The organism is Actinoplanes palleronii, from assembly GCF_016862315.1.
GTDB lineage: Bacteria > Actinomycetota > Actinomycetes > Mycobacteriales > Micromonosporaceae > Actinoplanes > Actinoplanes palleronii.
In genome coordinates this window covers 34,956-54,556 of sequence record NZ_BOMS01000088.1, presented here as the reverse complement: position 1 = coordinate 54,556, position 19,601 = coordinate 34,956, and the positions used below count along the sequence as shown (strand labels likewise).

The 19,601-nt window shown below is 72.4% G+C and carries 17 protein-coding genes; 9 read left to right on the top strand and 8 right to left on the bottom strand.

Features of this window, described 5'->3' with window-relative positions; genetic code table 11:
* Positions 1-46 precede the first annotated feature (46 nt).
* The gene (locus Apa02nite_RS27805) at positions 47-2,809 is read left to right on the top strand and encodes a helix-turn-helix transcriptional regulator (RefSeq protein WP_203827610.1); all 2,763 of its coding nucleotides are present in this window, start codon (positions 47-49) and stop codon (positions 2,807-2,809) included.
* Here the strand turns inward: Apa02nite_RS27805 and Apa02nite_RS27800 are convergent.
* Positions 2,802-3,053, bottom strand: a complete 252-nt coding sequence (locus Apa02nite_RS27800; RefSeq protein ID WP_203827609.1) for a hypothetical protein — start codon at positions 3,051-3,053, stop codon at positions 2,802-2,804. The genes Apa02nite_RS27805 and Apa02nite_RS27800 overlap by 8 nt on opposite strands.
* A gap of 198 nt (positions 3,054-3,251) precedes the next feature.
* Between Apa02nite_RS27800 and Apa02nite_RS27795 the strand changes: the two genes are divergently transcribed.
* From Apa02nite_RS27795 to Apa02nite_RS27785, 3 genes are all read left to right on the top strand, one after another.
* Entirely contained in the window at positions 3,252-4,088 is an 837-nt protein-coding gene (locus tag Apa02nite_RS27795) for an alpha/beta fold hydrolase (protein WP_203827608.1), read from the top strand.
* Positions 4,089-4,101: 13 nt separating this feature from the next.
* A complete protein-coding gene (locus Apa02nite_RS27790; protein ID WP_203827607.1) occupies positions 4,102-4,887 on the top strand; it encodes an alpha/beta fold hydrolase in 786 nt (261 codons plus the stop codon).
* A gap of 65 nt (positions 4,888-4,952) precedes the next feature.
* Entirely contained in the window at positions 4,953-5,123 is a 171-nt protein-coding gene (locus tag Apa02nite_RS27785; RefSeq protein ID WP_203827606.1) for a hypothetical protein, read from the top strand.
* 15 nt (positions 5,124-5,138) lie between these two features.
* On the opposite strand, the gene Apa02nite_RS27780 is transcribed toward Apa02nite_RS27785, so the two are convergent.
* Positions 5,139-6,074 carry a FadR/GntR family transcriptional regulator gene (locus tag Apa02nite_RS27780; protein WP_203827605.1) on the bottom strand — a complete coding sequence of 312 codons (936 nt, stop codon included), beginning with the start codon at positions 6,072-6,074 and terminating at the stop codon, positions 5,139-5,141.
* A 253-nt stretch (positions 6,075-6,327) separates the two neighbouring features.
* Here Apa02nite_RS27780 and Apa02nite_RS27775 point away from each other — a divergent pair, with 253 nt between their 5' ends.
* Positions 6,328-6,594, top strand: a complete 267-nt coding sequence (locus Apa02nite_RS27775; protein WP_203827604.1) for a hypothetical protein — start codon at positions 6,328-6,330, stop codon at positions 6,592-6,594.
* 358 nt (positions 6,595-6,952) lie between these two features.
* Here the strand turns inward: Apa02nite_RS27775 and Apa02nite_RS27770 are convergent, their stop codons facing one another.
* Both Apa02nite_RS27770 and Apa02nite_RS27765 read right to left on the bottom strand, forming a co-directional pair.
* Positions 6,953-11,293, bottom strand: coding sequence for an Hsp70 family protein (locus tag Apa02nite_RS27770; RefSeq protein WP_203827603.1), 4,341 nt, complete (start codon positions 11,291-11,293; stop codon positions 6,953-6,955).
* Positions 11,290-11,691 carry a hypothetical protein gene (locus Apa02nite_RS27765; RefSeq protein WP_203827602.1) on the bottom strand — a complete coding sequence of 134 codons (402 nt, stop codon included), beginning with the start codon at positions 11,689-11,691 and terminating at the stop codon, positions 11,290-11,292. The genes Apa02nite_RS27770 and Apa02nite_RS27765 overlap by 4 nt, the downstream gene beginning before the upstream one ends.
* 176 nt (positions 11,692-11,867) lie before the next feature.
* Here Apa02nite_RS27765 and Apa02nite_RS27760 point away from each other — a divergent pair, with 176 nt between their 5' ends.
* The 3 genes from Apa02nite_RS27760 to Apa02nite_RS27750 are packed head-to-tail and all read left to right on the top strand — an operon-like array spanning position 11,868 to position 13,703.
* Positions 11,868-12,245 carry a hypothetical protein gene (locus Apa02nite_RS27760; RefSeq protein ID WP_203827601.1) on the top strand — a complete coding sequence of 126 codons (378 nt, stop codon included), beginning with the start codon at positions 11,868-11,870 and terminating at the stop codon, positions 12,243-12,245.
* Between the two features lie 3 nt (positions 12,246-12,248).
* A complete protein-coding gene (locus Apa02nite_RS27755) occupies positions 12,249-13,028 on the top strand; it encodes a hypothetical protein (RefSeq protein WP_203827600.1) in 780 nt (259 codons plus the stop codon).
* Between the two features lie 18 nt (positions 13,029-13,046).
* Positions 13,047-13,703 (top strand): hypothetical protein, encoded by a 657-nt coding sequence (locus Apa02nite_RS27750; protein WP_203827599.1) that lies wholly within the window; start codon positions 13,047-13,049, stop codon positions 13,701-13,703.
* Positions 13,704-13,757: 54 nt separating this feature from the next.
* Here Apa02nite_RS27750 and Apa02nite_RS27745 read toward each other — a convergent pair whose 3' ends face one another.
* From Apa02nite_RS27745 to Apa02nite_RS27735, 3 genes are read right to left on the bottom strand one after another with little or no spacing between them, the layout of a single operon-like run.
* Positions 13,758-14,402: a response regulator transcription factor gene (locus Apa02nite_RS27745; protein ID WP_203827598.1), complete on the bottom strand. Its 645-nt coding sequence runs from the start codon at positions 14,400-14,402 to the stop codon at positions 13,758-13,760.
* Positions 14,399-16,402 carry a sensor histidine kinase gene (locus tag Apa02nite_RS27740; RefSeq protein WP_239164618.1) on the bottom strand — a complete coding sequence of 668 codons (2,004 nt, stop codon included), beginning with the start codon at positions 16,400-16,402 and terminating at the stop codon, positions 14,399-14,401. The genes Apa02nite_RS27745 and Apa02nite_RS27740 overlap by 4 nt, the downstream gene beginning before the upstream one ends.
* An 8-nt stretch (positions 16,403-16,410) precedes the next feature.
* Positions 16,411-16,908 (bottom strand): hypothetical protein, encoded by a 498-nt coding sequence (locus Apa02nite_RS27735; RefSeq protein ID WP_203827597.1) that lies wholly within the window; start codon positions 16,906-16,908, stop codon positions 16,411-16,413.
* Between the two features lie 260 nt (positions 16,909-17,168).
* Here Apa02nite_RS27735 and Apa02nite_RS27730 point away from each other — a divergent pair, with 260 nt between their 5' ends.
* Positions 17,169-17,792 (top strand): hypothetical protein, encoded by a 624-nt coding sequence (locus Apa02nite_RS27730; protein ID WP_203827596.1) that lies wholly within the window; start codon positions 17,169-17,171, stop codon positions 17,790-17,792.
* 30 nt (positions 17,793-17,822) lie between these two features.
* Here the strand turns inward: Apa02nite_RS27730 and Apa02nite_RS27725 are convergent, their stop codons facing one another.
* Complete coding sequence (locus Apa02nite_RS27725) at positions 17,823-19,514, bottom strand: amylo-alpha-1,6-glucosidase (protein WP_203827595.1); 1,692 nt, start codon at positions 19,512-19,514, stop codon at positions 17,823-17,825.
* Positions 19,515-19,601: the final 87 nt, after the last annotated feature.

Sequence of the window (19,601 nt, the reverse complement as noted above, 5' to 3'; positions counted from 1 at the left end):
GGTTCAGAATAACGTCCGGGTCGCGTCTCGGAGAGGATGTGGACCCATGGCACGCCTGGTGCTGCGCGGGCGGTCGGCGGAGATCGCGCACGCCCTGAGCACGCTGCGCCGGGTCGCCCGGACCCGGCAGGGCGCGGTGGTCACGGTGGCCGGCGCGGCCGGGATCGGCAAGAGCGCCTTCGCCCGGGCCGTCGCCGACGAGGCCCGCTCACTGGGCTTCCGGGTCGGCATGGGCCAGGCCGGACCGGAGACCCGGGCGATTCCCGGCGCGGCGCTGCTGATCGCGCTGCGTTCCGGGCCGGAGCCGCTGCTCGACAGCACGACGTTCAGCGAGCTGGCCTCGCTCTACGACCGGCCGATCTGGCTCATCGACCGGATCGCCGAGCTGCTCGCCGCCTCCGCCACGGCCACGCCGCTGCTGGTGGCCATCGACGACGTCGACATCGCCGACGACCTGACCCGGCTCGCGCTGAAGATGCTGCCGGCCCGGCTCAGCGCCGTGCCGGTCACCTGGATGCTGACCAGCCGGACGCTGTCGACAGTGGTGCTCGACGAGACCATCGAGGCGGCCGAGGCGGCCACCGCCGTCGCCCGGATCGTGCTGCGGCCGCTGACCGGCCCGGACATCGACGAGCTGGCCCGGGATCGGCTCGGCACGGTGCCGGCCGGTGAGGTGCTGGGCGCGGCCGGCGGCAACCCGTTCTGGGCTGATCAGCTGGTCCGCGGGCTGACGACCGCGGATGCCACGCCGCCGGGGCCGGACGATCTGGATCCGGTCGGGATGCGGGCCACCGTCCGCCGCCGGCTCGGCGCCCTGTCGGCCGGCGCGGTCGACCTGGTCCGGCACGCCGCGGTGTGGGGGCGCCCGCTGTCGACGGCTGATGCGGCCGCACTGCTCGGCGGGCCCGATCCCAGCTGGGCGGTGGAGCTGATGCGCGAGGCCGGGGCCGGCGGCGTGCTGACCCGCGCCGGCGAGACCGTCGCGTTCCCGCACGCCTGGGTGCGCGACGCGGTCTACGCCGAGATCGACGCGGCCGACCGGCGCGCCCGGCACCGGCGCTGCGCCGACATCCTGCTCGACCGGCCCGGCGGCGAGGCCGAGACCGCCGCCCACCTGGATCTGGCCGAGGCCGCGGGCGACGTCGGCCTGGCCCGCCGGGTGCTGCGCACGGCGGCCGAGCGGGTCGCGGCGAACCCGGCCGGAGCGGCCGTGCTGGCCCGCTGCGGGTGGACGCTGGTCGCCGACCTGTCCAGCGCGTCGATGCGCGACCTGGCGCGGACCGCGACCGAGATCCTGGCCGGCGTCGAGCGGCACGGCGACGTGGTCACCATCGCCGACGCGGTGCTGGCCGCGGCCAGCGGTCCCTGTCTGACCACGATCGAGCCGGGCCTGTGGTGGCATCTGGCCGCGATGCGTTCGCTGGTCGCGGCCGGCCGCTACGACGCGGTGACCGAACGGGCCACGCCGCTGCTCGCCGACGCTCGCGTCACCGGCGCCGACCGTACCCGCCTGGACTCGCTGGCCATCGCCGCGGCAGCGGGGGCCGGGCCGAGAAAGTCCCTGCAAGATTTGACGGTACGGGCCGAACAGCTCCTCGAGGACAGCGCCGCCGACCCGGCCACGCGTCAGACCGTGGCCAGCACCCGTGCGGTCGCCGCGCGCCGGCTGTCCCGCTTCGGGGACGCCTGGCGGGCGGTGGCCGCCCCGGTCACCCCGGCACCGGCCGCGACCGCCGAGCGGGTTCGCGCGTTGCAGGACGTCGACCGGCTCGACGAGGCGGCGGCCCTGCTGGAAGCGGTCGGCGCGGGCGCGATCGCGGCCGGCGACTTCGGGCACCTGCAGGCCTCGGTGATGTTGGCCGCCGCCCGCCAGGAACTCGACCTCGGACGGCTGACCACGGCCGGCGCGCTGGCCCTGGCCCTGGCCGGGCAGGCCCCGGAGACCCAGGTCGCGGCGCACCGGGTCGGCGCGGGCGCAGTGCTCGCCGAGGTCCGGCTGCACCAGGGCGGCCCGCTCGACTTCACCGCGAGCGACCTGCCCTCGTCGCCGGTCGTCGAATGGTCCACCGGCCTGCGGATCCTGCACGCGACCGCGGCGCTGCGCGGCGACGACACCACCGCGGCGGTCCGCATGATCATGCCGATCGTGGCCGCCTACCGGAACGGCTACTGCTCGTCGCAGTGGTCGCCGTCCTGGTCGCCGCTGCTGCTGGACATCGCGCTGCGCGCCGGGAACCGGCCGCTGGCCGAGCACATCGTCGAGGACGCCCGCCTGGTCGCCCGGCACAACGAGCAGGTGGCCAGCTGGACCGGCACGGCCCGGCAGGTCGGCGGCATGCTGGACGGCGACGCCGGCGAGCTGCACGCCGCGGTCACCATCCTGCGCGGCGGGCCGCGACCACTGCTGCTGGCCCGGGCCCTGACCGACCACGCCGACCTGCTCGTCATGGCCGGCGACCAGAGCGCCGCGGTGCCGCTGCTGGAGGAGGCCGCCGATCTCTACGCGCGCTCCGGCGCCGAGGCCGGCGTCCGGGCGGCGTCCACCTCACTGACCCGCCTCGGGGTCCGCCGGCGCCGGGAGACACCGGCCGCCGTCCGTTCGCTGACCGGCTGGTGGTCGCTCACCGACACCGAGCAACTGGTCGCCCACCTGATCGGGGCCGGGCACACCAACCGGTCGGCCGCCACCGAACTCGGCATCTCCCCCAACACGGTCAACACCCACCTGCGGGCGGTGTTCGGCAAGCTCGGCGTCCGATCGCGGGTGCAGCTGGCCAACGTCGTACGGGATCAGGCTGCTCCTAAATGATCTCGACTGCGGTCACCGAGAGCGTCACCGTCCCGTCGAGCACCCACGGTAGCCGCGACATCGAGCGCCGGGCCTCGTCCCCGTCACCGGCCTCGACGATCAGGTAGATGCCGGTCCCGTCGACACACCGCCACGAGCCGATGATCACCCTCTCGTCCCTGAGCTCCCGCCATGTCGGCCCGGCCGCCTCGAAGGCGCGCGCGGATGCCGGATCGGCGAGCGCCGCCGTCACATGAAAGTACAACCAGAACCTCCCTCACCTGCTCCTTCCTGAGTAGAACAGATGGACAAAACGGCGTCGATCGCGTGAACGCGCGACCCCCGGCCGGCCCGCTGCGGCGATCTCCCCACCGCATTCGCGTGATGTGCCCGGACCGGGCCGACGGTCTGATGAATCCACCGAGCCGCGGAACGTCCGGGCTCGGCAGATACAGGAGACCAGATGCCGTTCATCGACGTGGGCCGGGAGAGCTCCGGCCCGATCCAGCTGCACTACGAGGATCACGGCGACGGCCCGGCGGTCGTGCTCGTCCACGGTTATCCGCTCGACGGGGCCTCGTGGGAGAAGCAGGAGGCCGCGCTGCTCGCCGCCGGGCACCGGGTCATCACGTACGACCGGCGCGGCTTCGGCCAGTCGAGCCAGCCGGCCGGCGGCTACGACTACGACACGTTCGCCGCCGACCTGAACCAGCTGCTCACCGCCCTCGACCTGACCGACGTCACGCTCGGCGGCTTCTCGATGGGCACCGGCGAGGTGGTCCGCTACCTGGCCACCTACGGCAGCGACCGGATCGCGCGGGCCGCCCTGCTCGGCCCACTGCCGCCGTTCCTGCTGGCCACCGACGAGGACCCGCCCGGCGCGCCGCAGGCGCTCTTCGACGGCTTCGCCTCGGCCGCGGCGGGAGACCGCCCGGCCTTCCTGACCGGTTTCCTCAACGATTTCTACAACTACGACGTGTACGGCGGGACCAGGGTCAGTGCGGACCGGTTGCGCGCCAGCTGGAACACCGCCCTGCTCGCCTCCCCGATCGCCGTGGTCGCGTGCATCCAGGCGTGGCTGACCGACTTCCGCGACGACCTGCCCCGCATCGACGTGCCGGTGCTGGTCATGCAGGGCGACCAGGACCGCATCCTGCCACCGCCGGCCACCGGCGAGCGCCTGCGCACGCTGCTGCCCGACGCCCGGCACCTGTCCGTCGAAGGTGGTCCGCACGCCATCATCTGGACCCACGCCGACCAGGTCAACCAGGCCCTGCTCGAGTTCGTCGTCGTCAAGTAATCGGGGGATCATCATGAAACTGCGCCGTACCGCCCTGGCGGCGATCACCGCGGTCGCCCTGTCCGTCACCGTCGCCGCCTCGGCCGACGCCTCGACCACTCACCATTCGACCAGCGTCAAGCCGACGATCGTGCTGGTGCACGGCGCGTGGGCAGACGGCTCCAGCTGGGCCGGCGTGACCGAGCGCCTGGAGGCCGCGGGCTACGCCGTGATCGTCTTCGCCAACCCGCTGCGCGGCGTGACCGCCGACTCGGCCGCGCTCAAGGCCTACCTGGACCATCTGACCGGCCCGATCGTGCTGGCCGGCCACTCCTACGGCGGCATGCTGATCACGAACGCCGCCTCGGGCGACCCGGACGTCACGTCGCTGGTCTATGTCGACGCGTTCGTCCCCCGCCAGGGCGACACCGTGAACGGCCTGACCGGCGAGAGCCCCGGATCGGCGCTCGGCGACCGCACCGTCTTCGACCAGGTCGGCGCCGACCTCTACATCAAGCAGACCGCGTTCCCGGCCATCTTCGCCGGCGGCGTCCCGGCCCGCACCGCCGCGCGCCTGGCCGCCGGTCAGCGGCCGCTCTCCGGCGCGGCACTCGGCGAGCCGTCGCCGAACACGCCCGCCTACACGACGATCCCGGCGTGGGACGTGATCGGCACGGCCGACCGGGTCATCCCGCCGGCCGAGCAGGAACTGATGGCCGCCCGCGCCGGCGCCAGGGTTGTGCGGATCAAGGCCCCGCACCTGTCGATGGTCAGCAACCCGGCCGCCATCACCGCCGTGATCACCGCCGCGGCCCGCTGACCCATCGCCTTCGTGACCCGGCCGCCAGCGTCGCCGGCCGGGTCACCCCGTCCCCGGGAGCCGCCATGCCGACCGTCAACGACAACGTCGGCGCCTTCAACCTGCATCCGATCTACGTCCTCGTCGGCGCCCTGCCGTCCCGAGCCACCGTCGACGCCGTGATCGCCGCCCTGGACCCGGCAGATCCGCCAAGACCCAGGCCCCCGCACCGCGTCGTCCCAGCCCATGGCGGGTAGCGCAAACCCTGGGACTTATTCAGCAGACGATGCGATCCTTCGCGACACCGTCGACTGGCCGGGAACAAGCCCGCCGGCCGCGAGACCGGGGCCGACCGCAGAAGGGACTGCCCAGAGGTCGTCTTGCCGTGCTGCCGTCAGGATTGCCTGGTTCTCCGGGGTGTAAAGGTGGAGTTTGACCAGTGCCACCTTCAACCGGTCCACGAGGTCCGAGGTTAGCTTGCCCCGGACCTCGTGAAGGATCGATGCCGCGCAAAGTTCCGCTTCATCTGCGTGACCGTCATAGATAGCTGCCGCCACTGCTTCGTGCAGGAGAAGTGAGACCCGCTGCGGCGGCGTTGCGGACTCCTGGTCTGTGGAGTCGAAACTACCGTTTCGGACCTCCAGGGCCAGATCGAATGCCGGGCTGAGGGCGCGCAGCAATGCGATACCAGACGCGGCCAGCATCGTACGATGGAACTGCTGGTCAAGATCGAGATAATCGCGGTCGATGTTGGCCACCGCTTCGTCAGCCGCGATCCAGCGCTCACCGACAACACGGAGATCATCCGCGAGCCTCCGCAGGCTGCCTTTCTGGCTCGAGGATGCACGCTCAATTGCGAGCCGTGCACAGTGCGGTTCGACGCCCAGGCGTAGTTCGGTTAGCTCACTGAGCTGTGTCCATCGGTCAGCATGCATGCGCCAAGCAATCACATCTCGGCTGAGCGAATCCCAGTTCTCCATCGGCTGGATGGTTACGCCGACCCGCTGCCTCATCTGCACCATGCCCTTGGCCTGCAGGATCAGACAGATGTCCCGAGCCATCGCACGAGTGGTTCCGAACTCACGAGCAACATCCTCGAGGCTTCGCACCGCCCCGCCACGCTTGCCGGTCGCGATCCACCTCCCGAATCCGCGCATAGCCGTGTAGAACTTCTTTCCTTCGCGCCCCTGCTCCGCAGCGTCCAACACCAAGGGTCCCCTCAAACCTCTGCAAGTGATGCCAAAAAATCGTACTTTTACAGCTGCAGATATCCCGGACCGTCACACGATAGATGTCGCGCAGCGCGTCACCTATCACCTGAGCGCAGGAGCGCAATAAGTCGTACTTTCCAACAAGACTAGTACCCCTTTCGTGGCGTACTGGGGCACGCTTCCTCGCCTGCTGGCGGTCGTTGAGAGGGGGAGGGGAATGACATCCCTCAGGCCAAATCCAGGAGGATGAATGAAAGTCGGCGAACTCGCGGTCATCGTGTTGACCCTCGCCCTCGTGTCGGCGGCGCTGGCGAGCCTCGCTCCTGCCGGACGCATCAAGATCGCATTGATATCGCTCACCGTAACCCTTTCCCTGATGGTGATCATCGCCATTGCTGAGGCATTGACCCACAGCCCCATGCCGTCGAGCTACGCAGCGATGAAAATCCACAAGAAGGCACTGCCGGTCGCCATGGACTCACACGACATCAACACCCGGGGCCCGACCCTCTCCTGAAAGCGGGTGGTCGGCACCCCCTACTCGGCTCGCCGGGCAGGGGGTGCCGACAAGGCCATCGACACTGGTGACGGCATCCACCTTCATAAAGATGCTTCTATAGCTGTCACGTGCTGCTGATAGCCGGGTTGGCGCCGTTCAGCGTTCGGAAGAGCTGTCTGCTGATCCAGCGCTTCAGCTGCGCATGATCTCGCGTTTGAGCGGCCTCGTTGGTGCGGCGGGCGACGTAGTCGCACGGCGACTCCCTGAACTGCTGGATCCGTCTCTGACCGCCGGCCGCGCTACCGGCCGGCCGTCACGGTGAAGGTCGGGAAGTCCACCGTGCTTTCCGAGGCGCCGATCCCGCTCGGCCGCCACGTCACCGTGCCGGTGCGTGGCCGCCCACCTGGACCGCGCAGGTGCCGGTGCGGAGGCCGACGAGTTCGCCGAGGTCGTTGAAGAGCGGGCCGTCCGCGACCGGGCCCTCGATCTCGATCGCGAAGGTCCGCGCGCCGGTGCCGTCGGCCGGACCGAACCGGTTGACGACACCGGCGACCGCGGTGAGCGGCGCCGCACCGTGCTCGCGGACGGCCCAGACCCGGTCGCCGACGCGCAGCAGCTTCGGATGGCCAATTCGGATCAGGTCGGTGCCGGCCGGGCTCTGGAGCCGGATCGCCGCCGGACCGCCGGCGGCCTCGACCCGGGTCAGCGCGTCGCGCACCGGGTCCAGGAACCGTTCCGGCCGGTCCGGGTCGGGCAGCACCAGGCCGAGCACGGCGGCGTTCGCGGCCAGCACCCGGCGGTAGGTGTCCGCGTGCCCGGTCTCGGCCAGGCACCGCAGGTGCCGGGTGACGTCCTGCGGGTCGCTCAGCCGTCCGCCGTAGGCGCGCAGCGAGTCGAGCGCCGGGGCGTACTCCCGGGTGTCGTGCTGGGCGCGGAAGCGCCACAGCGGGTCGGGGTCGGCCATGGTGAGCCGGGCCAGCGTGGCGTTCCACCGAGCGATCCGGGCCAGCAGCGGGTCCAGCCGGGGCAGGTGCCGCTGGACGGCGTGCAGCAGGTGCTGCCCGGTGGCCAGGTCCCCGGCCGGATCGGCGGGCGGGCGGTCCAGGTGTTGCCGGGCGTTGGTCAGCAGGTCGCGCAGCGGCACCCGGACCAGGTCGAGGTCGATGCTGGTCTGGTTCGCGTCCCGGAACACCTCGATCAGGGTCCGCTGGGTGTCCGCGTCGGCGTGCGCCGAGGGCCGGTGGGCGGCTTTGCGGTCGCAGAACCGCTGCCAGGCCGCATCGACGTCGCGCCCGGCGACCGTCGCGACCAGGGCCCGCAGCTCCCGGCGGAGCCGCTCACCGGCCTGTCGCAGGTCCTGCTGCAGGGCGAGTTCGCGGTGCCGGCGGGTCAACGCGTCGATCTCCGCGGGCGCCAGCAGGGTGCTGTCGGTGATCTTGATGCCCGCGACGATCCCGGTCTGGATCTCCCGGGCGGTCACCTCGAGCACGCAGCTCTCGTCGATGGTGAACGTCACCTCGATCTTCGGGACTCCCCGGGGCGCCGGGGGCAGGCCTTCGAGCCAGAACGTACCGATCAGGAAGTTGCTGTCGACCGCGCCGTTGAAGATCTGGATGCGGACGCTGGTCGCCCGGTCGGTGTGGGTGGTGTACATCGCGGACCGGGTCACCGGGATGCGGGCGTTGCGTTCGACGATGCTGGAGTACTCCTGCGTGCCGGTCCCGGTGGCGACCTGGATCCCCAGCGAGAACGGGGTCACGTCGTGGATCAGTCGCTGCTGGAGTTTGCCGTCCATGACGGCGGCCTGCAGGGCGGCCCCGCACGCGACAACGGTGCGCGGATCCTGGATGCCGGTGCGGCTGAGCCCGAAGACCTTCTCGACCACCTCGCGCACCAGCGGCGACTGCATCGGCCCGCCGACGAGCACCAGGTGCTGCGGCGTCCCGGGCAGTTCGTCGCGCAGCTGGGTGCAGATGCGGTGCAGCCGGCCCAGCGCGGCGGTGAGCACGCCGGCCAGGTCGGTGCGCGACAGGGTCAGCGTGACGTCGCGGTCGCCGGCGTAGCCGACCAGCACGTACTCGGCCTCCGAGACCGACGACAGGGTGATCTTCAGGTGTTCGGCCGCGACCTCGAGGCGTTGCCGGGCCGGTCCGCTCGCCGGCGCCTGGATGCCCTGGCGGCCGAGCCGGGCGACGAGTTCCTCGACGATGGCCTGGTCGAAGTCGATGCTGCCGAACTGGGTGTCGCCGAGCACCTGCCGCACGTTGTGCACGCCGTCGACGACCTCGACGTAGCTGGCGTCCAGCGTGCCGGCGCCGAGGTCGATCACGACCACCGCGCCGTTGAGGTGGTGTTGCAGGGAGGCCGCGACGCAGGCGGCGGTCGGCTCGTGCAGCAGCAGCACCGGCTCGACCCCGGCGATCGAGCAGGCCGCCCGGGTGGCCGCGGTCTGGTTGTTGGTGAAGTAGGCCGGGACGGTCACCAGCACCCGGGACCGCGACAGTCGCAGGTCGTGCCGCTGTGCCGCCGCGGCGAGCAGTTCCTCGGGTAAGGGGCCCAGCTCCGCGCGGGCGAGCTCGGCGACGCGGGCGGCGACCCGCTCGGCCAGGAACCGTTCGACAACGCTACGACCGTGACTGATCAGCCGGGCCGCGACTTCTTCGGGCCGGTACTCCCGGTCGGTGATGGCGAATGTGCGGTCGGTGCCCATCGCGCGTTTGGCCGCGGCGATGTGACCGACCAGCCGCCCGGCGAGCAGTCGCTCGCCGGCGAGCCCGACGAGTTCGTCGCCGTGCACGTCGCGGCTCAGCGTCGCGGCGAACAGGTGCTCGCCGGCCTCGGTCGGGCAGAGCACGGCGCGGTCGGTGACGGTGTCGAAGACGGCCACGGCGCAGGTGCTGGTGCCCAGGTCGAGCCCCCAGATGCCGGCGAAGCGCCGGTCGGTCTCGTCGCGGGCCTGCGCGACCCAGCCGGGTGCCAGCCGTACGAATGCCTCGCGTTTGCCGGCTTCCAGCTCGTGCAGCGCGGTGTCGATGTCCTGGTGCAGCGCGGCGGGCACCATCGGGTCGGCGCGCAGCAGCCGCAGTTCCTCGCGCGCCGATCCGCTGCCACCGGCGAGCGAGCGCAGGCAGAGCGCGACCAGTTGCTCGTAGTCGCCGCCACCGCGCAGGCAGGCGACGGTACGGGGATCCTCGACGACCCGGTCGGTGTGCAGCTGGTGCAGGCACGCCATCGCGGCGTCGTACTCCTGGGCCTGCAGGTAGAGATCGGCGGCGGCGTCGAAGTCGGCGGTCTGCTGGAGGATCTGGGCCGCCCCGAGCGCGTCGCCGGCGGCTTTGCGGGTCTCGGCCCGGTCCCGCAGCGCCTCGACGCTGGTGTCGTCCTGGTGGATGCGTTCCGCGCGGCCGAACTGCCCGCAGTCGCGGTACAGCCGGGCCGCGCGGTGCGACTCCTGAGCGGCCTCGGCCTGCTGGGCCGCCATCAGCAGGTCACCGGCGGCCTCCTCGAACCGGCTCCACGCGGCGTGCGCGATCGGGGTGGTGGCGCCGAAGTGGTGCCGGCCGGCCTTCAGGACGTCGTCGCGCTGACTGGCCACTGCCGTCCGGCACCGGGCCACGACGTCGGCCGCGCCGTCGCGTTCGAGCACGTCGGCGGAGTGCGCCGCCTGCTCCAGCCGGCCGAGCAGGGCCCGGATCCGGTTCATGGCGGCGGCGAAGTCGCCCTGGTCGGCGAGTTCGTGCACGTCGTCCTGGCACAGCGCCGCCAGCCGGATCAGCCGGTCGGTCAGGTGCAGCGGGCAGGTGTCGAACGCGCTGCCGTGACGGCCCCGCATCTCGTGGCACTCGCTGACCCGGTCCGCGCGTCCGGCCTCCTGGTAGGACAGCAGCGCCTCGTTGAACAGCCGGTCGGCCACCAGCAGGTCACCGCGGCGCACCAGCAGGTTGCGGACCTCGACGCTCCAGCGCTGGTGGCGGGCCGCGCCCAGGCCGGCGTCCACGTCGATCACCGAGGAGGAGCGGGCGCAGACCTCCACCGCGGTACGCAGCCGGGGCACGCTGCCGTCGGCCAGGCGTACCGCGTCGACGCCGCGGCCGACGAAGCAGCGCACCTCGAACAGGTCCGGCACCTGCGACTGCGGCAGCTCGCCGAAGAACGCCTGCCACACCTGGTCGTCGCGTTCCAGCGTGGCGCGGTCGAGCCAGCCGCGCAGCACCCGGGTCGCGGTGTCCAGGTCCAGCAGTTGCAGCTGCGACCAGCGCCGCAGGTGCCCGATCACCTCGTTCACGTCCGACGACCGGCCGAGAACCGCGGACATCCGGTCCCGGGCGCGCTGCTGCAGGTCGGGCAGGCACAGCGTGGTGGCCAGTTCCAGCACCACGGCGAACGCGTGCTGGTCGCCGTCGACCACGTGGCCGGCCAGCCAGCCGGCGTCACCCGTACGAAAAGCCTCGTGGTAGCGGTCTGCCGGGATCCTGGCGTGGTAGCGGCGGACCAGGCCCACCGCCTCGCGCGGGTCGGCCCGCAGCGCCAGCCGGAGCGCCCGGCGGTAGCGGCGCAGCACCGGCCGGGCCGGCAGCGGGGTCGCGAACCCGGCCTCCACCGCGGCGACGGCGCGGGCGAGACGTTTGCCGCTGCCGCCGAAGATCCAGTCCTGCAGGCCGATCCGGGAGATCCGGTCGGTCAGCCGCAGCCGGGTGTCCACGTCGTGGCGGGTCACTGCGGCGGGGACGACGGTCCGTAATGGTGATGCGTCTGGTGCGCCTGGTTGTGGTCGCCCATGACGACGAACGCGTGGGGGCCGATCGTCACGTTCGGCCGCGGTTTCTGTGTGTCGACGAGGTTCTGCAGTTCCGGCCGGGTCTCCGGGCGCTCCGCGAGCAGGTCCGCCAGGCGCATCGCCCACAGCTGTTCCTCGGCGGCGGCCGACTCCTTGCCCGGCGACGAGCCGAGCATCTCGCGGGTGTGCAGCAACTGGTGCTCGACCACGTCGCGCCGGCTCCGGTCGCCGCGGCTCAGCAGTCCGGCGACCTTGCCGCTCACCAGGGTCCACGCGTCGGTGCTCGCCGCCTGCACCACTGCGGCAGCCGCGGTCACCGCCAAAATATCAAGATCCACCAGTTGACCCTTCGACAGATCCGGGATCAGAACGCCCGCAACTTCCCGACAACTATGACCAAATCCCGGCCCGATCCGACAGCCCCGATCGGGGTCGTATGAACGGCCCAGGCGATGGAACGGAACGGAACGCCTCCTTCGTGAACACCGCACCTCCGCGGATGGAAGGACATGAGATGCACCGTTCCACGAACAGGTTCGCCGCTGCCGCGCTAGCCGTCGGCTGCGGGCTCGGTGCCGCCGTCGGGCTCAGCGGCCCGGCGCTGGCGGCGAGCTGCCAGCTGGACTTCGCCCGGCCCAGCACCACCGTCTACCGGATCCTGCTGAACTGCACCGGCGGGACGCCGACCAGCATTTCGTTGTACGCCGAGGACTTCCCGTTCGACCAGTTCCTCGGCAACTTCCTGCCCGGCCAGCTGGTCGACCAGGGAACGCTGAACGAGGACGACTTCCCGTTCAACCGCGAGGACGAGATCCACGGCCAGGTCGCGGTGCGCGAGGCCAACGGCACCGTCGTCTCGGTCCGGACCAACACCGTGAACCGGAACTTCTGACCGATGATGTTCCGACGACTCGGCGGCCGGCCGGCCGCCACCGCGATCGCCGCCATGACCGCCGCCGCCCTGGTGGCCGCCACCCCGATGCCCGCACAGGCCGTCGACCCGGCGACCATCGTCGGCGCCGCCCTGAAGGCGTACGACGTCTACCAGAAGCTGGCCGGTGGCGGCCTCACGCTGGACGACGCCACCACGAAGATCATCGACGCGGTCAACGCCGCCAAGACCGACATCATGCGGCACACCGACCGGCTCGCCACGGCCGAGGTCCGCGCCTGCACGACCAGCGCGGTGATCAACGTGGCCGACATCGGCGCGCTCAGCCCGGACAGCCGGCAACTGTTCGCGCTCAACGCCACCGACTGCGTCACCCTGGCCCAGTCGCTGCTCGCCACGGTCGGCAGTGCCGCGTCGGTGGACGAGCTCGGCTTCGCCGTGAACGTGGTCGGGCCGATCGCGTTGCTCGCCCGTACCTCGGCGGGCCTGATGACCGGGGGCTTGCGGAGCTCGCTGACCTCGGCCGACACCACGGTCCTGACCAGGCTGAAGCCGTCCTGCCGCGACATACCGCTGTGGGGTGACGCCGGGCCCGGCCAGCCGGTCGAGGTGGAGATCATCTGCACCGCCTACAACGGCGCGCAGGGGTACGACTCGGTCGTCCTGCGGATCAAGCGCGGCCAGCCGCTGCCGCCGATCGACCACACCTCCGCCATCAACGACGCCGTGAGTGCGACCAGCTATCCGGTCGCCCAGGCCGCGTTGCCGGTTCTCACCAGTTAGGGAAAGGGAACAACCGTCATGGACCGACGAACACTGATCGTGGGCGGGGGCGCTGCCGCGCTGGCCGCCGTGACCGCCGGAACGATCATGCCGGCCGCGGCGTCGGCCGCCACCGACCCGGCGACCGCGCTGCACGCCCGCCGGGTGCTGAACCTGGTCAACGCCGACCAGGGCGCGGTCAACCTCGAGGGCGCCACCGGGCTGCTCAAGACGAGCCTGGCCACCTACGCCGAGTCCGCACCCCGGGACCCGGGCGCGGACGACCTGCTCGCCTGGGTCCGCCGCCGGATCACGAACCTGACCGGAAGCGACTCCATCGACGCCGCCGTCAACGAGAACCCGGAAACCCGGGCCCTGCTGGCCTTCGGTTTCCTGTCCTACACCCAGCGTCAGGACCGCCCGCAACCGAAGATCTCCCGGAGCATGCCGGTGCCCGCGGTGCTGGCCAACCTGGAACCCGACTTCCTTCCCGAGCTGCTGCGTCAGGTGCAGACCAAGGCCAAGACGTCGCCGTCCTTCGCCACCGCGCTGCAGACCGGCTCGGACCACATGACCCAGTTCATCGTCGCGGCCGACGGCCCCGGCGGGACCGGGCCGGGCCACCCCACCGACGAGGACATCCTGAACTGGGTCGTCGTCCTGATCGTGGTGGCCATCGTCGTCATCAGCAAGTGACCGGCCCTCGGGCAGCCACCGCTGTCCGGTGGCTGCCCGAGGCGATTTCCGTGGTCACCGCAGGCCCGCGTCGCGGGCCAGCAGGGCCACCCGGAGCCGGTCGGTCACGCCGAGCTTGGCGAAAATCAAGGAGAGCTGATTGCGTACGGTCTTCTCGCTCAGTCCCAGCCACCGGGCGATCTGGGCGTTGCTCTCCCCCGTGGTCAGCCGGGTCACCACCTCACGTTCGCGCTCGGACAACCGGTCGAACGGCGCCGGGACCCGGGCCGGCGCCGAACGCATCCCGGTGAGCAGCGCCCCCGCCGTGCGCGGGCCGAGCACGACGCCCCCGCCGGCGACGGTCCGCAGCGAGTCCACCACCAGCTCCGGATCGGTGTCCTTGAGCAGGAAACCGTGCGCGCCGGCCCGCAGTGCCCGGTCCACCACGCTCTCGTCGTCGTCCATGGTCAGGATCAGCACCCGGGTGCCGGGCGCGGCCCGCAGGATCCGGCCGGCCGCGTCGATGCCGTCCCCGTCCGGCAGGCCCACGTCCATCGCGATCAGGTGCACCGGCCCGACGGTGGCCGCGCGCACCGCCTCGGCGGCCGTGGCCGCCTCGGTGACCGTGGCCACCCAGGACTCGCTCTCCAGCATGGCGCGCAGACCCCGGCGTACCACCGGGTGGTCGTCGACCACGAGCACGCGCTGGCCGGCGATCACGACGCCGGCTCCGCGGGCAGGGCCAGAGCGACCCGCACGGCGGTGCCGCGAGGCTGGGCCGGGCCGATCTCGTACTCCCCGCCGAGCTCGGCCACCCGCTCACGCATCGAGTCCAGGCCGACCCCGCTGCGGGGTGCCGCGGACAGCCCGACGCCGTCGTCCACGATGTCGATGCGCAGGGTCTGGCCGCGCCGCACGGTGACCTGGCAGGCGCCGGCCCGGGCGTGCCGCGCCACGTTGGTCAGCGACTCGGCGACGATCCGGTACGCCGCCACCTCGACGGCGGCCGGCAGACCGTCCAGCGGCTGCTCGATCCGCAGCCGCACGGTCAGGCCGGTCGTGTCGAAACGCCGGCACTCGGCGCGCAACGCGTCGGCCAGGCCGTGATCCAGGGCCGCCGGGCGCAGCTGGTCGACCAGCTGGCGCAGCTCGGCGGTGCAGGTGCGCAGGTCGGTGGCGAGAGTGCCGAGGATCTCGCCGGCCCGCTCCGGCAGGCGCTCGGCGGCGCGGTCCGGGTCGGTCAGCAGCTTCTGCGCGGCGCGGACCTGCATGGACATGCCCGCGATGGCCGGGCCGAGCCCGTCGTGCAGATCGCGGCGCAGCCGGCGGCGTTCCTCCTCGCGGGCCAGCACCAGGCGCTCGCGGGAGTCCTGCAGGTCGCGGATCAGCCGGGTCGCCTCGGCGGCCACCCCGGCGTGCACCGCGGCGTCGCGCAGCAGCCGGCGTTCCCGTCGGGTGAACCGGGCGCCGCGGCTGCGGGTGGCCACCAGCAGCCGGCCGACCCGGTCACCACGGGCCACCATGTCGAAGGCCTCGATCGGGGTGCCGGCCGTGCCGTGCTCGGCCAGCAGCCGCGGGCCGGCCCGGCCGTCGATCTCCACCGCCACGTACGGCACCCGCAGCGAGCCGGCGATCGACCCGGTCAGCAGCGGCAGCAGCGCGGTCGGCTCCCCGGTCCAGCCGAGCAGCCCGCCGAGCCGGGCGATCACCTCGTACGGGTCGTCCCGGTCGCCGTAGACGAGCCGGTCGACGTAGCGCTGCACCCGCCGGCGCAGCGGCTCGAACGTCACCGCGATCAGCCCGGTCGCCACCAGCGAGGCGATCGAGGTGTCCCCGCCGGTGACCTCGCCGCCCAGGCCCGCGACGATCACCACGAAGCCACCGACCACCAGCACCGTCATCAGCAGCCAGACGATGCCCCGGTGGATGACCTGGTCCAGCCCGTAGAGCCGGTGCTGGAGCACGGCCACCGTCATCGCCAGCGGCAGGGCCAGCGTGATCACCACGGACGAGCCGGGCAGGTTCAGCACGCTCAGGGCCAGCCCGACGACCAGCATCGCGCCCGCCGCGACCAGGCAGGCGAGCTGGCTGCGGGTCTCCCCGGCGGCCCGGCGCCACCGGACGACCAGCGACCCGAGCACGGCGAACAGGCCGGCCGCCGCGAGCACGATCGCGGCGGCGGCGATCCGCAGCAGCAGCCGGGCCCGCGGCGTCACCACGGTCACCTCGGTGAGCAGGGTGTACGGATGGGCGGCGGCGGCCAGCGCCAGCGCCACGCTCGCCACCACGGTCGCCGCGGCGAGCCCGGCGGCGAGCGGCCGCCACCGCCGCGACGGCAGCCGCCCGTCCGGGAAGACCAGCAGGGCCAGGAAGATCAGCCCGATCGGTGGCCACCACAGCCACTGGCTGAGCCAGGCCGCCACCACCCAGTGCGACCAGCTCGCCGCGAGCGTGGCGACCGCGGCCAGCCCGCCGGCGGCCAGCGTCAGCCGCCCGACCGGCTGGCCGGGTACGCCGGCCAGCACCAGAGCCCCCATGATCGTGTACGCGACGGCGATCGGCGCGGTCAGCCCGATCACCCCGGAGGTCACCTCACCGGTGCCGCGCACCTGGCCGGCCACCGCCAGCGTCAGCAGCGCCACCCCGGTGATCAGCGCGGTCCGGGCCCCGGCGGGCGCACTCGCCGCGATCGGGTCCGGCGTGGTCAGGACGGTGGCCACCTCGGCGGTCAGAGGATGCCGTGGACGAACAGGTTGTGCAGCGGACTGCCGTTGTCGCCCGGGTCGGCGTCGGCGTGCCCGAACGGGCCGTCGCACCGGCGGAGGGCCTCGGCCAGGTCGGTCACCTCGGCCAGCCGGGGCAGCCGCGCGGCGGCCTGCTTCGGCGTCAGCTTCATCCCGGCCAGCACGTCCGCCACGACCGGGTCGAACAGGAAGGTCTCGATGTCCGTGACGACGGTGCGCAGCCGGCTCAGCAGGATCTCCGGCTCCGGGCCGTCGACACCGGCCTCGATGCCGACCAGCTGCCATTTCTTGCCGAACACCGGGTGCATCCGCACCCCCTGCTTGTCGAAGAACTCCATCCGCAGGTTGGACCCACCGGCCACGACCAGTCCGTCCAGGGCGGTGAGCAGCGTCTTCACATCTGGATAGAGGTGCGCCCGGCTGCTCGTGGCCGAGACGGCGATGACGATGAGATTGATGTCCTGGGGCAGACCTGCGGACATGACGGCTCCTCCGAGAGTGAACGCGGTTCCGGCTGGGGGCCTCATGCAGTGTGCGCAGTGTCCCGGGGCCGTGCTGTCGCACAGGCGACATGATCGACGATCAGAGGACAACGACCGAGACCGATATCCGACGCAGCCGCGCCGGTGCCGGAACGTCCCGGCCGGACGGGACATCCGCACCACGACCGCGGGACACGATCCTCGCCACCCTGAGGGGCGTCGGCCGCCGCTCCGGGGGCCGCGACGACGGGGAGCGACGAATGGTCAGCACGGCGGTGGTGGTCGACGCGTGGCCGGGCCACGAGACCACGGTGGACGGGGGGATCGCGACGTGTGTCCGGGACGGCCGGTCGTGGCGGGTCGGCCTGGGCGGCCGCCGGCTGCTGGTCGCGCACAGCGTCGGCCTGCTGCACCTGGCGGTCCTGCTGGCCAACCCGAGGGTCGACATTCCGGCGATCGAGCTGGTCAGTGGCGTGGCCGCGCTGGCCCAGCCGGTGCCGCGCGCGGCCGGGTCGGCCCAGCCGGTGCTCGACCGCACGGCGATCCAGCAGTACCGGCAGCGGCTGACCCGGCTGCGCGACGAGATCGACGAGCTGGAGTCGGCCGGCCCGCCGGAGCAGGTCGCGCGGGCCCGGGCCGAACGCGACTGGCTGGTCCGGGAGATGGCCGCCGGCGTCGGGCTCGGCGGCCGGTCCCGCGACTTCACCGACGACGCGGAACGCGCCCGGCTCGCCGCCGGCCGGGCCATCCGCCGGGCGATCACCCGGATCCACGACCGGGACGCGATCATCGGCGGTCACCTGCGCGCCCGGGTCCACACCGGGATGCGCTGCTGCTACTTCCCGGCGACGACCACCCGGCCGGACCGGGCGCGGTACGCCTGATCGCGGCGGCGGGTCCCGGCGAGCCCGCGGTCAGCGACCTTCGCAGGCGGCGGCCAGGATCAGGTAGCTGCTGGCCGTCCAGGTGTACGCCCGGTCGCGCAACCCGGCCCCGGTCACGGCGTCGAAGTTCTCCGCGAACCCGGACTTCTCGCACAGCGCCCGGAACCGCCGGCTGATTTCGTCGGCCAGCTCGGTGTGCCCGGCCCGGCGCAGACCGTCCTCGATCAGCACGGTCGACGGCGCCCAGATCGGCCCGCGCCAGTACCCGTCGGCGGCGTAGTGCGGCGAGCCGACCGGTTCGGTGGCCAGCCCGTGCGCGGTCAGATGCGCCCGCAGGCCGGCGGCGAGACGTGCACCGACCTCGGCCGGCAGCTCGGCGCCGAGCACGATCGGCATCAGCGCGAGCAGGCTGGCGCTGGTGCTGGGCACCCCCGTGATCGGGCTGCGGGCAATGAACCGGTCGCTGTCCCAGAGCTGGTCGAGCAGCGCGTCGCGCATCCGGTCGGCGGCGGCGCTCCACCGCTGGGCGGCGGCCGGTTCGTCGAGCTCCGCGGCGAGCCTGGCCAGTTCGCGCAGCTGGATCACCAGGAAGGCGGCGAGATCCGCGGTTTCCAGGACGCGGTGCTCGTCGAAGGTGGTGGCGTTGTCCCAGCCGCTGTCGTTGCCGTGCTGGTAGTGCGCCAGCTCGTGCCCGGGTGCCCGGCGGCCGGTCAGCCAGAACCGGGTCCAGCGGCTCAGCGACTCGTACACCTCACGAAGTTGCTCGCGGTCGAGGGGCGCGCGCGCACGCAGCAGGCCGAGCGCCCAGCCGTGGATCGGCGGCTTGACGAAGTTGTGGAGCACCTCGGAGTGGGTCACCGAGTCCGGCAGCGCGCCGGCCGGGTCCTGGTGGTCGAACGGCAGCCGGAACTGGTCCCAGGCCAGGCCGGGGTCGCCGGCGGCCAGCGCGATGGCGTTGAAGCAGTGATCCCAGCTCCACACCTTGTCCATCCAGTGCTTGGACATCAGCACGGCCGGGCGGGTGACAAAACCGCCCGGGTCCACGGTGGCCGACCACATCACGTAGGCGGCGAGGTCCGCGGCCGGGGTGCGGTCGCTGCGCCACGGCGCGACCGCTTCCAGGAAAAGAGCAAATTGCTGGTGTACGGCGTCAGCCACCTGCTCGAAGCTCGCCGTCGAGGAGTACCGGGCGCGCGCCGTCGCGTACTCCTCGACGGCGATCTCCCACGTGGTCCCGCTGGGCAGGTCGACGTGACGCTCCCCCGCGCCGAGCAGTTGCGAGCCGGCCACCACCGGGTCACCGGCGAGCACGGTGACCCGGTACCGGCGGCCGGTCTCGTACGAGGTGAAGACGTGCGAGCCGTCGACCGGGTCGGTGTAGAGGTAGGTGCCGCTGAACGGGGTCAGCTCGGTGGCCGCCGCGGCGAGGCGCAGGCCGAGACCTTCACCTCGTACCCGAATGGTGTCGGGGTTGTCGAAAACCAGGTCGATGCGGCCGCCGTCGCCGAGCCAGGTCAGCCGCGAGGGCGTCGCCACGACGGCCGGGTCGGCGCGGGCGGCACCGTCACGGGCCTCGAACCGCAGCACGGGATGCATGCCGGTCTGGTGCGACACCAGGTGCAGGTCGTCCGCGTAGGTCTTCTCCGCGATCACCGGGGAGATGCCGAACCAGGACCCGCGACAGCTGAACGGAATGTCCTGGACGGAGAAGGTGGGTGCCATGAACGGCCTTCCTGTGACGGCCGGTCCTCGACGGCGCCGGCGACACCACAGTGTCGCGCGCCGATCCACCGACGGACCTGCACCCCG

Coding starts and splice junctions, on each gene's coding strand:
- Apa02nite_RS27805 (WP_203827610.1), top strand. CDS start 47: ATGGCACGCCTGGTGCTGCGCGGGCGGTCGGCGGAGATCGCGCACGCC.
- Apa02nite_RS27795 (WP_203827608.1), top strand. CDS start 3,252: ATGCCGTTCATCGACGTGGGCCGGGAGAGCTCCGGCCCGATCCAGCTG.
- Apa02nite_RS27790 (WP_203827607.1), top strand. CDS start 4,102: ATGAAACTGCGCCGTACCGCCCTGGCGGCGATCACCGCGGTCGCCCTG.
- Apa02nite_RS27785 (WP_203827606.1), top strand. CDS start 4,953: ATGCCGACCGTCAACGACAACGTCGGCGCCTTCAACCTGCATCCGATC.
- Apa02nite_RS27775 (WP_203827604.1), top strand. CDS start 6,328: ATGAAAGTCGGCGAACTCGCGGTCATCGTGTTGACCCTCGCCCTCGTG.
- Apa02nite_RS27760 (WP_203827601.1), top strand. CDS start 11,868: ATGCACCGTTCCACGAACAGGTTCGCCGCTGCCGCGCTAGCCGTCGGC.
- Apa02nite_RS27755 (WP_203827600.1), top strand. CDS start 12,249: ATGATGTTCCGACGACTCGGCGGCCGGCCGGCCGCCACCGCGATCGCC.
- Apa02nite_RS27750 (WP_203827599.1), top strand. CDS start 13,047: ATGGACCGACGAACACTGATCGTGGGCGGGGGCGCTGCCGCGCTGGCC.
- Apa02nite_RS27735 (WP_203827597.1), bottom strand. CDS start 16,908: ATGTCCGCAGGTCTGCCCCAGGACATCAATCTCATCGTCATCGCCGTC.
- Apa02nite_RS27730 (WP_203827596.1), top strand. CDS start 17,169: ATGGTCAGCACGGCGGTGGTGGTCGACGCGTGGCCGGGCCACGAGACC.
- Apa02nite_RS27725 (WP_203827595.1), bottom strand. CDS start 19,514: ATGGCACCCACCTTCTCCGTCCAGGACATTCCGTTCAGCTGTCGCGGG.